The following is a 12,871-nucleotide window of genomic DNA, read 5'->3' as shown; positions in this document are numbered from 1 at the left end:
TGGTACTCACATTTTTTTAACGACTTCTTGTAAAACATGGAATGCCTTATCCATATGATTATTGTCAGTCAACCAATTAGAAATAGCAGCTCGGATGGCAGGTGTACCTTTGTATACAGTAGGCGTAAAAAATACTTTGCCATGGTCTCGCACCTGACTCAGGAAATGGTTGATGCCCTGAGAACTTAAATTCTCTTCATTAAGTGTGAAACAAACTATGTTAAGGCGTACAGGTGCAAGCAGTTTAAATTCAAACGATTGTTTAAGTAATTCTCCAAAATGTTCTGCGGCTTCGCAATTTCGTTTAACAATTTCAGCATGACCTTCTCTACCATATGCCATTAAAGTAAACCAGGTAGGTAGTGCTCGCCAACGTCTTGAATTTTCAGGTGTGTAATGAAAGAAGTCAGGACTGACACTCGCATCGCTAAGGTAAGCAGCAGTATTTTGAAATACTTTTCCTTGTAATTTTTTGTACTTGGTAAACTGCATAGCAGCATCGTAGGGTACGTTGAGCCACTTGTGCGCATCAATGGTAATGCTGTCGGCATAGTTAATACCTTGCATGAAATGCTTATGCTTTTCAGAAAGTACAGCAAATCCTCCAAAGGCAGCATCGACATGTAACCAGAAGTTATATTTTTCTTTAAGCTTGCCCAATGCAATCAGGTCATCAAAATCGCCTGTGTTAACGGTGCCGGCATTGGCAATTACTATTATGGATTGCTTTGTATGACTGCTTAAAAAGCTTTCGAGTTTGTCCACATCAATAGCCTCACGTTCAGGTAGTGTATCAATGCTTTTCCAATTCTTACGACCTATACCCAGCATAGAGAGTGCTTTGATGCTGCTGGAATGTGCCGTGGCACTTACAACCTGTAGGGATAGGGTTGTGGCTCCATCCTGGCTTACATCTTTGCCTTGTTGTTCGCCTGCCCATTGTCTGGCAATGGCAAGGCTCACAAAATTTGACATGGTTGCACCAGTAACAAAGCTGCCATCAAAACTTGCATCAAGATCAAAAAGTTGTTTTAAGAAGGCTATGGTTTGGTGTTCGATTAAGGGTGCAATGGAGTCATGACTACCAAAAGCATTTTGATCGAAAATACTTACCAGCTGATCGCCAATGACTGAAGCAGGCGTTGAGCCACCTGTTACAAAACCAAAATAGTTGGGGCCGGTGGAGTGAGCCAGTTTTGGAATAATGTTTTCTTTAAAATACTGCAACACGTTTTCTGTGCCTGCACCTTTATTGTTTAACGGTTCGTTTTCAATTTTGTCAACATAACGACCTGGCCTTGCAATTTCGATCTTATTAAAATGATCGATGGCAATTTTTTTCACTTCACCTAAAAGTGTTGAGAGTTTTTCAAGATCGCTTTGTAACAGCTCGTGCATTTTATTCCTTATCAAGTAATCTTCTGTGATAATTGATTTGCCCTAAGTGATAACTGAAGTGTGCGGTAAGATGAACCAGAAAAAACTCAGTTGTCATTTCCTTTTCAAGTACAATAAGTGGATAATTTTTAGGTAAGATACTGTCATCTAATGTATCCATAACATCACTGATCATTTTACTCGTGCCATCAATTTTATCAAGCAACTCCGTTCGTGATATATTCTTTAATGAAAATTCTAAATCACGGTGACGGACATAACCAGTATTACCCAATGTTGCACCGATGTAGGTGTTTAGATTACCAACCAGGTGAAGTACGAGATTGCCTGCCGGATTACTGATGTTTGGAACAACTGCCCAGATATTTTCTTCTTTTTTGTAAAGCGTAATTTCTTGGCGAAGCTTAAGCAAGTCGCGCAGTAGGATTTGTTGGAGGGTTTGTATTAGCATTTTAACTTAAAATTTGAAATTTGAAATAATTTATTCAATCCTCTTCTTCATTAAAATATCTGTCTGTGTATCATATCCCAACGTGAAAGATTGTTCGCCAAATTTTTCAAATCCCCATTTTTCATAAAAGGCAATAGCCCTTGGGTTGTATTCCCATACACCTAGCCATAGCGTATCAAAACCCATAGCTTTGGCCATTTCTAAACTGTACTCCATTAATTGTTTACCAACTTTTTTACCTTGATAAGATTGTCTGGCGTAAATACGTTGAAGCTCAAGGGCTTTATTGCTATTCAGTCCAGATGGATTTTTAGAAGAGCGCAATTTGGCATAGCCTGCCAAACGATCGCGCTCAAAGGCCATTAAAAATATAGTTCCTGGTTCTTCTAATTCGATCAATAATTGTTTTTCGGTAAAGGCTTTGCTCACATATTGTTGCATGTCTTCCTTTGTGTTGGCATGCGCGAAAGTCTCCGCGAATGTCATCTTACCAATAGCGGCTAATTTTGCGGCATCATTTGCACCTGCTTTTCGAATGTTAATTCCTGATGCCAAGAGCGTGAGTGGATTTTGTAAAGTCATTGTTTAAAAGCGTCAATTTCATTTTTATGTTGCTTCGTTTATAAGGTCCATCCAGGGGTACTTCAACGAAGCCAAGTTTTCTGTAAAGCTCTATGGCATTTTTCAAAGCAGTGTTGGAATACAGAATAATGGCTTGTGCCTTTTCTTCTTTTGCTTTTTTGATAGCGGCTTCAGATAAAGCTCTCCCAATTTTCAGGCCTTGATACTTTTCATCAACCGCCATTTTGGTAAACTCGTACAAACCTTCCTCTACAAATTTTAGTGCAACAGTTCCAACAATCTGTCCTTGGTAACGTGCCATTAAGATCTTACCTCTACTACGTAAAATATGTACTTCTGGTTCTTGCAGTACTTCAAAGTCGATGGGTTCCATCCAGAAGTATCTTTCGATCCAACTGCGGTTAAGCTGTTCAAACCAGGGTTGATGTTCCGATTGGTAATCAATTATTTCGAGAACTGGGCCTTCCATAGATTTTTCAATTGATATCCTCTATTAACTAAATAAATTCCTGCAATGGTAATGAGCATAGCTATACCTATTCTTATGTTCAACACTTCATCCAAAACCAACCAACCTAATACTACAGCAACCAGAGGATTAATGTAGGCATACATCGATACAATTGTCATGGGGAGTTTGCGAATTGCGTAGGCATAACAGGTATATGCGATTAATGATCCGAAGATAACGAGGTAGAGCATAGCGTAAAAGGCCTCTTGCGACCAGTGAACATTGCTTAAGTCATCTGTTAGAGGGCTTAAGATTAACATAAACAAACCGCCAAAAAACATTTGCAAGCCAGCATTGACAAATGGATTGGTATTAATGTGTTGCTTTTTAATCCACACGCTTCCACAGGCCCAACCAGCTGTTGCCAATAAGGTCATACCAATACCCAATAAGTAGTTGCTGTTTGTTAGGTCACTCAGGTTATTTCCAAAAATGAGTACAATACCAAGTAAACCAAGTACTGTTCCCGCTAGTATGGGTAGGGTTGGTTTTTCGCCTTTATCAATAGAAACATTTATAAGAATAACCCAGATGGGCATTAACGAGCATAAAATGGCGGCAATACCACTAGGAATATGCATTTCTGCCCAGGCGACTAAACCGTTTCCAAGCGTCATCATTAAGAAACCGGCAATAGCTTGTTGCCAGAGTATAGATGTAGAAGGAAGCTTTTGCTTGCCCAGCGTTAACATAAAGGCCAAAAGAATGAGGCCCGCTGTTGTTTGTCGTATGCCAGAAAACAGAAAAGGCGGAAAATGTGTAACTGCTATGCGAAGCGCCAGATAAGTAGTGCCCCAAATAATGCAAACAGCGGCTAAAGCCAGATAAGCGAGGAAATCTTTTCTCATGTTGTAAAAATGATGAACAAATTTGTGGATAATACGTGTAAAAAACAGTTTCAGTTTTATTAATTTTAACCATATCAGTTTAGTGTGTCGATTAGCCACCTGTCATTATGGAAGAGGTATTAATAAAGGAAGATCATAAATATGTTGAAGTGGCCGATCGTATTGAAAGGCTTATTGAAAATGGTGCTTTAAAGGTGGGGAATAAGCTATTGTCGGTTCGGGCACTAAGTAAAGAGCAAGGCATTAGTGTGAGTACAGCTTTTCAGGCTTACTACCAATTAGAGAGTAAAGGTCTTATTGAAGCAAGACCGCAGTCGGGTTACTATGTAAAATTCTCACCCTTGCATGTATTAGACTTGCCCAAAGTAAGTAGTCCCGTAAATGATGCTGTACCCGTAAGCGTTGACGAAATGATTGACAGCGTTTATAGCGATTTGAATAATGAAAAACTGATTCACTTTTCATTAGGTGTACCTTCTATTTCTTTGCTGCCGGTAGCACGACTTAATAAATCATTGCTGCATGTTACACGCGACTCAAAAAGCAGTTGCCTGAATTATGAACACGTTCAGGGCAATGCATCGTTGCGCAGGCAGATAGCAAGGCAAGCATTTAATTGGGGAGGAACGCCCTCTGAAGAGGAGGTGGTGGTAACTGCGGGTTGTGTAGAAGCTTTATCACTTTGTATTAAGGCCATTACTAAGCCCGGTGATGCTGTAGCGATTGAGAGTCCGACTTACTTTGCCATTTTTCAGGTATTAGAAAGTCATGGATTAAAAGTTGTAGAGATACCAACGGATCCTCTCACGGGAATTGATCTTGCCTATTTAGAAAAAGCTATTCCTCGATTTGATGTAAAGGCTTGTCTTTTTGTAACAAACTTTAATAATCCTTTGGGCAGTTGTATACCAGATGAAAAGAAGAAACAACTGGTTGAGATGTTGGCTAAAAAAGAAATACCATTAATAGAAGATGATATTTATGGTGAAATGTACTTTGGCAAAACCAGACCAAAGACTTGTAAGACTTACGATAAAAAAGGATTGGTTCTTTATTGTTCATCTTTTTCGAAAACACTGGCACCGGGTTATCGTATTGGCTGGACTATTCCGGGAAGATTTAAGGAGAAGATTATCCAACTGAAAAGAATGCACACTGTTTCTACCAACACGCTGACTCAAGCAGCCATTGCACACTTTTTAGAAAACGGAAGATTTGAGTTACACTTAAGGCATTTGCGTAAAGCATTACACACCCAATCGTTGCGCTACATACAAGCGGTATGCGAATACTTTCCCGAAGATACACGCATGACCAGGCCGCAGGGAGGTTTCGCGTTATGGATAGAAATGAATCCGCGTGTGGATGCATATAAGTTGCATAAGAAAGCGTTGAAGCAAACGATAGGAATTGCCCCCGGACAAATTTTTTCTTCCCAGGCTCGCTTCAGCAATTGTTTTAGAATGAGTTATGGCGAACCGTGGAGTGACAGAATTGAACAAGGAATAAAAACATTGGGTAAGCTTATTGTGCAATCGATGTGATTTCTCTTGATAAGCGGTATACTTGTTTCTAACAAACCTTGTATCTTCCCACTTAAATAATTCAATGTTAATCCGTTTCTATTCAACTAAGCGTGAAGTAACAAAAAACTTAACCCGCTTGACTATCCGCCAGACCGCTCTGTTGCATAGCAAACAGCGGTCAGATGGATTTTAGAAAATAACAAAGGACCTATTTAATAACATGTTAAATCTTATGAAATTTAAATTACTCTTCCTTTTATTACTACTGGTGCAAATTTCTTTTGCTCAGTATCCTGTTATACTTTCTCAACGCGAGCAGGCTCGTGTTATTGACGAATTACTTGAGGATCGTTTAAGAAATGTATTGCCGGGCTTAATGCGCAATACAGGTATTGATATGTGGGTGGTAATTTCACGTGAGTACAATGAAGATCCCATAATAGAGACCTTGTTGCCTGCTACCTGGTTTGCAGCCAGACGCACTACCATGTTGGTTATGTTTGATAGAGGGAATGGTGCTGAGCTTGAGTATTTGGCAGTTGCCCGTTACGATGTAGGTAAAGTTTTTAAACGCGCCTGGGATCCGGATGCACAACCCGATCAGTGGTTGCAACTGGCTAAGATTATTGAAGAACGTAATCCGAAAAAAATTGCTGTTAATAAATCGGTTCATGTTGGTCTGGCGGATGGTATTACCGCAAATGATTATGAGCAATTGCTAAAATCATTGAAGAAAAACTTTCAAGGAAAAGTTGTTTCTGCTGAACCATTGTCTGTGGCCTGGCTGGAAACAAGATCAGAAAAGGAGATGGCCATCTATCCGCAGATTTGTCGTATTGCACACAACATTATACAAGAAGGTTTTTCTGAAAAAGTAATTCATCCCGGCATAACCACTACCGATGATGTAGTATGGTGGTACCGCGAGAAAATTAAGGAACTAAAATTAGATACATGGTTTCAACCCTCAGTTTCTATATCGCGTAACGAGTCTGACGCCATTTTTACAAAACGACCTACACCTGTAGTGATACAGCCGGGCGATTTATTGCATGTTGATTTTGGCATTACCTACCTCAGATTAAATACCGATACACAACAACATGCCTATGTGTTAAAACCTGGTGAAACTGATGCTCCAGATTATTTGAAGAAGGCACTGGCCATAGGTAACAGACTACAAGATATACTAACAGGTCAGTTTGCACTTGGTAAAAGTGGAAATGAAGTATTGGCCGCTGCGCGTGCACAAGCCATACACGAAAGCATCGTACCCAGCATTTATACTCACCCGATTGGTTTTCATGGACATGCGGCTGGCACCACCATTGGCATGTGGGATATGCAGCAAGGTGTGCCACACAATGGCGATTATACCTTACACTACAAAACAGCTTACTCTATAGAATTAAATGCTACAGTAAAAATAACGGAGTGGAATAAAGAGATACAGATAAAGCTTGAAGAAGACGGCTACTTTGACGAGAGTGGCTTTAGGTACATCGATGGGAGACAGAAAGAGCTATTACTCGTGCAAACTCCCAGCTCAATTAATAGACAATAATCAATTTTGTTTAGTTAAGCTTCCGTATTGGCCTCACCTCTAGTCCTCTTCAAAGGAGATGATGACAAAGGAAACTTAACTAAATCATATTGAAGCAATAAGTGTAAAATATTCCGATCTTTGGTATTTACCCTGACATGACCTTTCTTCGCTGGCTGTATACTGCTTACGTTTCTGTACTCTTTGTACTGCTTTTTATCTTATTGTTTCCCTTTTTTCTAATCCCAATATTTTTTCCCAGGCTTCACGCTTTAACAGGTGTGCTTAACCGCGTTTGGGCTTACTTCTTCTTTACGTTGATTGCTATGCCTTTCAGCTTGGAAGGGAAAAAACGACTAGATCGCAATCGGCAATATATTTTCGTAGCTAATCATTTTTCTTATTTGGATATCGCCAGCATGGGCTTTAATCCTGTTAACGCTGTTTTTGTTGGTAAAAACGATATGGAAAGTGTACCCTTATTCGGTTTTATGTATAAGAAACTTCACATAACTGTAAACCGAGGTAGTCTTTCGAGTAGGGTAAATACCTTGAAGCGTTCTATGCAAGCCATAGATGACGGAAAGAGTCTGGTTATTTTTCCGGAAGGAGGAATTTTAACGCATCAGGCGCCCCATATGACGAGGTTTAAGGATGGAGCCTTCAGGGTAGCTATCGAAAAGCAAATAGCCATAGTACCCGTTACCATTCCGAATAATTGGATAATTTTACCAGATCAAAATCCATTGTTATTGCGTTGGGGAGTAATGAAGGTTGTCTTTCATGAACCAATCGAAACCAAAGGGATGACATTGGATAATTTGACCAAACTGAAAGAAGATATTTTTAACACTATCGATAAAAAACTTAAGCATGAAAGTTGATCGCGAAACCTTGGATAAAATGGCGCACCTTTCTCGTCTGCATGTTGAGGAAAAGGATGCAGAGAAGATGATGGAGGACATGTCGAATATTTTAAACTGGGTAGGAAAGCTAAATGAAGTCAATACTGACGGTGTAGAACCCTTAACCAATATGAGTCATGAATTTAATGTAATGAGAGAGGATGTTGTAAAAACAGACATCAGCAAGGAAGATGCATTAAAACAGGCGCCCTCAAAAGATGCAGATTTCTTTCGGGTACCCAAAATGTTAGAATAGTCTGTCATACTTGAATTGATTGAACTGCCCCGAAAACAGGGGCTTTATTTTTACTAAGAAGTACTTATGAATAAGCTTTGGTTTTGGAAAACCTGGAATACATCCTATAAGCAACATACCTATTTGTTGATGACTCTAATGGTTATCTCATTCGTGTTTTTTGCATTTTATTATTTCAAAGGTGTTGACAGCGTAATCGGTTGGGAAAATTTCCAAGAACAGAAAATTGTAGAAACCAGTATCCACGAATTTCAGTTGGGTCCTTTCGAAATTACTGTTCCTGTAAATGTGTATTTACTTTTTGAATTTTTTCAGGGAGGTAAGCTTCAGCCTAATCTTTACATTTCATATGTATTTGTATTAGTATTGACCATAGCTTTTGTTTACCTGGTTACCATTTTTTCTGCGCTCGAAAAATTCTGGTACTTTATTGCCAGTGGTTTAGTAATTCTTTTTTTAGTAAGCCTTAGGTTAGATGTGTTGCAAGTAGCAGGTTTAGGTAACAGTTGGTTTACAATAGGTACCATTGCTGTCTTTCTGCTGCCCAGTTTTTATTTCAATGCCTTTAATAAAACAGCAACATTCCAGTTCAGACTACTAATTTTTGCATTGATTACATTATTGGTGTCCATTGTAATTTATTTCATGGCCGGTGTAAAACTGCCATTCATGTATTTGAGTGTAACGGCATATGTACCGGCAATGGTGCTTACAGTGATTTTCATTGTAATGGTGGCGCATGAAGTGCCTGCAGGTTTCTTATACCTTACTACACAAGCGCAAGCATCAACAGGCCTCAAACATTTTTTAGTCATCACTATTATTTATTTGTTAAACCTTGTCTTGATTTACGGTAATGATCAGGGTTTCATTACATGGAATATTCTTTACCTGGATATTTATTTAATCTTTAGTGTTACCGTATTCATTGGTTTTTGGGGCTGGAAGCACAGAGAAGTTTTGTATCAGGGACTAATGCCTTTTTATCCCTTCGGTGCTTACTTCTACCTGGCGATGGCAAGTATTGCGCTCATCACTTTTGCTTTTTTATTTGGAACCTCCAATGATGCACCACTGGAAGCGTTACGAGACATCCTTGTATTTTGTCACCTGGGTTTTGGTTTGATTTTGCTTTTATACGTTTTTTCAAACTTTTTAAAACTTATTGATCGGGATTTATCCGCGTGGAAAGTTTTGTACAGGCCCAATAGAATGCCTTACGAAACTTTCAGACTAGGAGGTATTATTGTAGTGGTGAGTTTAATGATCTACAATGACTGGAAAAGTTATGTGAATAATTCTTTTTCAGGATTTTGGACTTCCATGGCAGATTTATATGTAGCCATAGGAGAGGAGGATGTGGCGCAACTCTATTATGAACAAGGTAGAACCTATGGTTATGCCAACCATCATGCTAATTATGCTAAAGGTTATTATTATTCAGGTGAGTTTCAGTGGCAACAAAGTCATGATTACTATACACGCGCCAATTTAAAACGCCCTTCTGCTTATGCCTTGGCCAATGATGCCAATGTATATAATTGGGAAGAGAATAATTTTAAATCCATTTTCAGCCTAAAGGATGCATTGAAGCAGTTGCCTGATGATCCTTACCTGACCAATAATTTAGGACTTTTTAAAGGTAAAATACATGAGTTGGATTCTTCCTTCTTTTTATTGGGCGCCTCACGCAATTATGCAAAAACAAAGAATGCAGCTGAAACTAATTTTACCGGTATAGTTGCAACAGAGCTCCTACCAATTTCACCAGATTCGCTCGCATCACTTTTTAAAACTGAAAATAAAGGTGTGAATGCAAATTTGTTGGGGCTGTCTGCTATAACACGCATGCCTTTAAACAAGGAAATAAATGTTATGAAAGAGGGAGTCTTAACCTTGCATGAGGCAACCTTACTCCACAACTTTATTTTGGCCAAATCATTAACCATCACAGCTACAGAACTTGATAAAGCTGAGGTGCTGGCGCGAGATAGTGTAAACTTAGATTATGCTGAAGCCTTAAAAGTAGCCTTGGCACATGCGCATTACTTACAGGGCAATGTAGCAAGGGCTTTACAACTGATGAGTGAGTTATCATTTGTGAGTGCCTCCAATCAAGGGAAATACAATTTTGTGATTGGCTTGTGGTTATTGGAGCAAGGAGATCCTGAGGCGGCAGCACTCGCTTTCCGTTATGCCTTCAATTATAATTATAAAGATGCCCAATTCTATATGGCTATAGCCGAAACAGAAAGTGGTAACCTGGGTGATGCCCTCATCTTATGGGAAAAATTGCTGAGTGCTGCGGATGAAGGTGAGAGAAGTCTGGCGAATACCATAACACAAGTGTTAAGCATGAATTTACAGGAGGCCATCAAAAGTACTGACGCCATCAAATACCAATACAGTCGCTACAGATTAAGTACCAGAGATACTACCATGCTTACTGTGTTGGTCAATAGCATGGAGGAGGCAAATTACAAAGCGCAAAGCCTTACAGAGATGGCAGTACGACAACTTGAAGCAGACAGACCTGCTACAGCGCAGCGTTATATACAAGAGGCGCTTAGCCTTAGCGTTAATAGTCCTGCGGTTAGAACCTTCAGACAGTTTACACAACTAAGGGTGTTGGCATCTCTTGGCGAATTGGATGCATTAGCAACGCAATTGAGTGATGTTACCTTCTCATTGAACCGTAAATTAGATAAAATGTATTACGAAGGTTTACTGAATGATGCAGGTGGAGAGAAAGCTTTGGCAGATAAAGCATTTGCACAATTAGCACATGCCAATCCTTTCTTTGAAGAAGGTGTGATTACAGCTGCAGAATATGCGCGGAAATTTTCGAAGGACAATGGAGAAGCCTATGCTATTCTTTCGGAGGCAGTTCAGGTGAATAAATCTTCTGTTCGTTTATGGAAAGCTTATATAGGCGAAGCACTCAGACTGGGTTACGATGATTATGCAGCCGATGCGAGAATATCGCTTCAGCGGTTGATGTTGAAATAAAATATTAAGGTTTACTGAATAGGTGGGTTTGGTTGTGAGCTGCTAGATGTGGTAAATCGTTCTAAATTTCAATTTACTTAGGACATTAACTGGACCCTCAGTTTAGGAAAGTTGGGATCAAAAATATTTTGGATAGAGTGTGAGCAGCAGCTGGTAAATAAGAATAAGTCTCTATTAATTTAGAAAAGATCAAGATGAAGTTTAAAACCTCAAATATATTAATCATTGCTTTGGTTGTATTTTCAACCTGTAGCCAACCTTCTGGAGAAAATAATTCAAATTTTAATTTTTATGCATCAGCTATTTTTAAAGAGGTGCAGCTTTCGGGTATTTATCCAGATTCAAAAACGTTTGTGGACTGTATACCTAAGCGTAAGCTCACCACTATCCTCCAACTCTATCACCAAAAAAAAGATCAGACTGGCTTTAGCCTTGAAGATTTTGTAGCCGAACACTTTGAGCTGCCGGTGACTCCGGCTACAGGTTTTAACACAGATGCCACCAAAAATGTATTTCAGCATATCATGTCTCTTTGGCCTGTGCTGACAAGGCAACCTGATGAGTATGATCCACGGTCTTCATTAATGCCTCTTCCTAAGCCTTACATTGTGCCTGGAGGCCGATTTCGCGAAATTTATTACTGGGACAGCTACTTTACCATGGAAGGATTGATGGAGTCTTCCCAGCGTGAAATGGCGATAAATATGGTTGATAATTTTTCATTTCTGATCGACTCCCTTGGCTTTATTCCCAATGGGAATAGAAATTATTATGTAGGGAGGTCTCAACCGCCTTTCTTCTCCCTAATGGTAGATTTGGTGGCGTCCGACCAAAGAGATCTTTATAATCAGTATTTGCCAAGGTTGGTTCGTGAATATAACTTTTGGATGCATGGAGCAGATTCCCTAAATGCTGAATCTCCTACATTTAATATGGTGGTTCGTATGGCGGATGGCGAGGTTTTAAACAGGTATTGGGATAACTATGACTTCCCCAGACCTGAATCATTTAAACAGGATTATGAGTTAGTGAACAATAATAATTTGGACCCATCTAGTACTTATAGGCACTTACGAGCCGGAGCCGAATCGGGCTGGGACTATAGTAGCAGATGGTTTAAAGATCATAAATCTCTTGAGACCATTCATACTACAGATATTGTACCAATTGATTTGAACGCATTGTTGTACCACCTGGAGTTGAAAATTGCCCAAGGGTATAATTGGGTTGATGATCTACAAAAATCGGAATACTACCTTTGCAAAGCAGGAGAAAGAAAATATGCCATTGATAAATATCTGTGGGATAAACACGAGAATTATTATGTAGACTATGACTATAAAATGCTCCAACCCACTGGGGTTTTATCATTGGCAGGAGCATATCCTTTATTCTTCAGCCTCTCATCTAAAGCCCAAGCAAAATCGGTGGTAGCGAGGTTATTATCAGATTTTTTAAAACCCGGAGGATTCGTTACTACTCTAAATGAAACAGGTGAACAATGGGATTCACCCAACGGATGGGCTCCCCTGCAGTGGATCACCATAAATGGATTGTATAATTATGGTTATGGAAAAGAGGGCAATGCGGCTGCTGAAAGATGGCTCAATCGTAACATAGACGTTTATAAAGCCACTGGTAAAATGATGGAGAAATATAATGTAATGGACACTATGCTTTTTGCTGGAGGAGGCGAATACCCACTGCAAGATGGTTTCGGATGGACTAATGGTGTTGTTATTGCACTTCAAAAGATTTTAGCAAAAAAGGAAATGGTAGAAAATATGCAGACAGAGGAGTAGATCTGATGCTTTCTGATGGCTTTTTGATTTTAATAAGTAA

General features: G+C 39.4%; 11 protein-coding genes. 6 read left to right on the top strand and 5 right to left on the bottom strand.

Annotation, left to right across the window (positions count from 1 at the left end; all coding sequences use genetic code 11):
• Nucleotides 1-6 precede the first annotated feature (6 nt).
• The 5 genes from SanaruYs_RS09275 to SanaruYs_RS09255 are packed head-to-tail and all read right to left on the bottom strand — an operon-like array spanning nt 7 to nt 3,790.
• The gene (locus SanaruYs_RS09275) at nt 7-1,398 is read right to left on the bottom strand and encodes a pyridoxal phosphate-dependent decarboxylase family protein (RefSeq protein WP_127122275.1); all 1,392 of its coding nucleotides are present in this window, start codon (nt 1,396-1,398) and stop codon (nt 7-9) included.
• Between the two features lies 1 nt (nt 1,399).
• Nucleotides 1,400-1,849, bottom strand: a complete 450-nt coding sequence (locus tag SanaruYs_RS09270) for a DUF1572 family protein (protein WP_127122274.1) — start codon at nt 1,847-1,849, stop codon at nt 1,400-1,402.
• A gap of 30 nt (nt 1,850-1,879) precedes the next feature.
• Nucleotides 1,880-2,431 (bottom strand): GNAT family N-acetyltransferase, encoded by a 552-nt coding sequence (locus SanaruYs_RS09265; RefSeq protein ID WP_127122273.1) that lies wholly within the window; start codon nt 2,429-2,431, stop codon nt 1,880-1,882.
• Entirely contained in the window at nt 2,388-2,900 is a 513-nt protein-coding gene (locus SanaruYs_RS09260; protein WP_127122272.1) for a GNAT family N-acetyltransferase, read from the bottom strand. Before SanaruYs_RS09260 ends, SanaruYs_RS09265 begins: the two co-directional genes overlap by 44 nt.
• Nucleotides 2,876-3,790, bottom strand: coding sequence for a DMT family transporter (locus SanaruYs_RS09255; RefSeq protein WP_127122271.1), 915 nt, complete (start codon nt 3,788-3,790; stop codon nt 2,876-2,878). Before SanaruYs_RS09255 ends, SanaruYs_RS09260 begins: the two co-directional genes overlap by 25 nt.
• 107 nt (nt 3,791-3,897) lie before the next feature.
• Here SanaruYs_RS09255 and SanaruYs_RS09250 point away from each other — a divergent pair, with 107 nt between their 5' ends.
• The 6 genes from SanaruYs_RS09250 to treF all read left to right on the top strand — a co-directional run bounded on the left by SanaruYs_RS09250 (nt 3,898) and on the right by treF (nt 12,831).
• On the top strand, nt 3,898-5,334 hold the full coding sequence (locus SanaruYs_RS09250) for an aminotransferase-like domain-containing protein (protein WP_127122270.1): 1,437 nt from the start codon (nt 3,898-3,900) through the stop codon (nt 5,332-5,334).
• Between the two features lie 214 nt (nt 5,335-5,548).
• On the top strand, nt 5,549-6,880 hold the full coding sequence (locus tag SanaruYs_RS09245) for a M24 family metallopeptidase (RefSeq protein ID WP_246011883.1): 1,332 nt from the start codon (nt 5,549-5,551) through the stop codon (nt 6,878-6,880).
• Between the two features lie 137 nt (nt 6,881-7,017).
• Nucleotides 7,018-7,743, top strand: a complete 726-nt coding sequence (locus SanaruYs_RS09240; protein WP_127122268.1) for a lysophospholipid acyltransferase family protein — start codon at nt 7,018-7,020, stop codon at nt 7,741-7,743.
• On the top strand, nt 7,733-8,020 hold the full coding sequence (gatC, locus tag SanaruYs_RS09235; protein WP_127122267.1) for an Asp-tRNA(Asn)/Glu-tRNA(Gln) amidotransferase subunit GatC: 288 nt from the start codon (nt 7,733-7,735) through the stop codon (nt 8,018-8,020). Before SanaruYs_RS09240 ends, gatC begins: the two co-directional genes overlap by 11 nt.
• Nucleotides 8,021-8,086: 66 nt before the next feature.
• A complete protein-coding gene (locus SanaruYs_RS09230; protein ID WP_127122266.1) occupies nt 8,087-11,029 on the top strand; it encodes a hypothetical protein in 2,943 nt (980 codons plus the stop codon).
• A 194-nt stretch (nt 11,030-11,223) separates the two neighbouring features.
• On the top strand, nt 11,224-12,831 hold the full coding sequence (treF, locus tag SanaruYs_RS09225) for an alpha,alpha-trehalase TreF (RefSeq protein WP_127122265.1): 1,608 nt from the start codon (nt 11,224-11,226) through the stop codon (nt 12,829-12,831).
• The last annotated feature ends 40 nt before the right edge of the window (nt 12,832-12,871 follow it).

The sequence above is a fragment of the Chryseotalea sanaruensis genome, from assembly GCF_003990915.1.
GTDB classification, from domain to species: Bacteria; Bacteroidota; Bacteroidia; order Cytophagales; family Cyclobacteriaceae; genus Chryseotalea; species Chryseotalea sanaruensis.
This window is presented reverse-complemented; position numbering and strand designations above follow the sequence as displayed.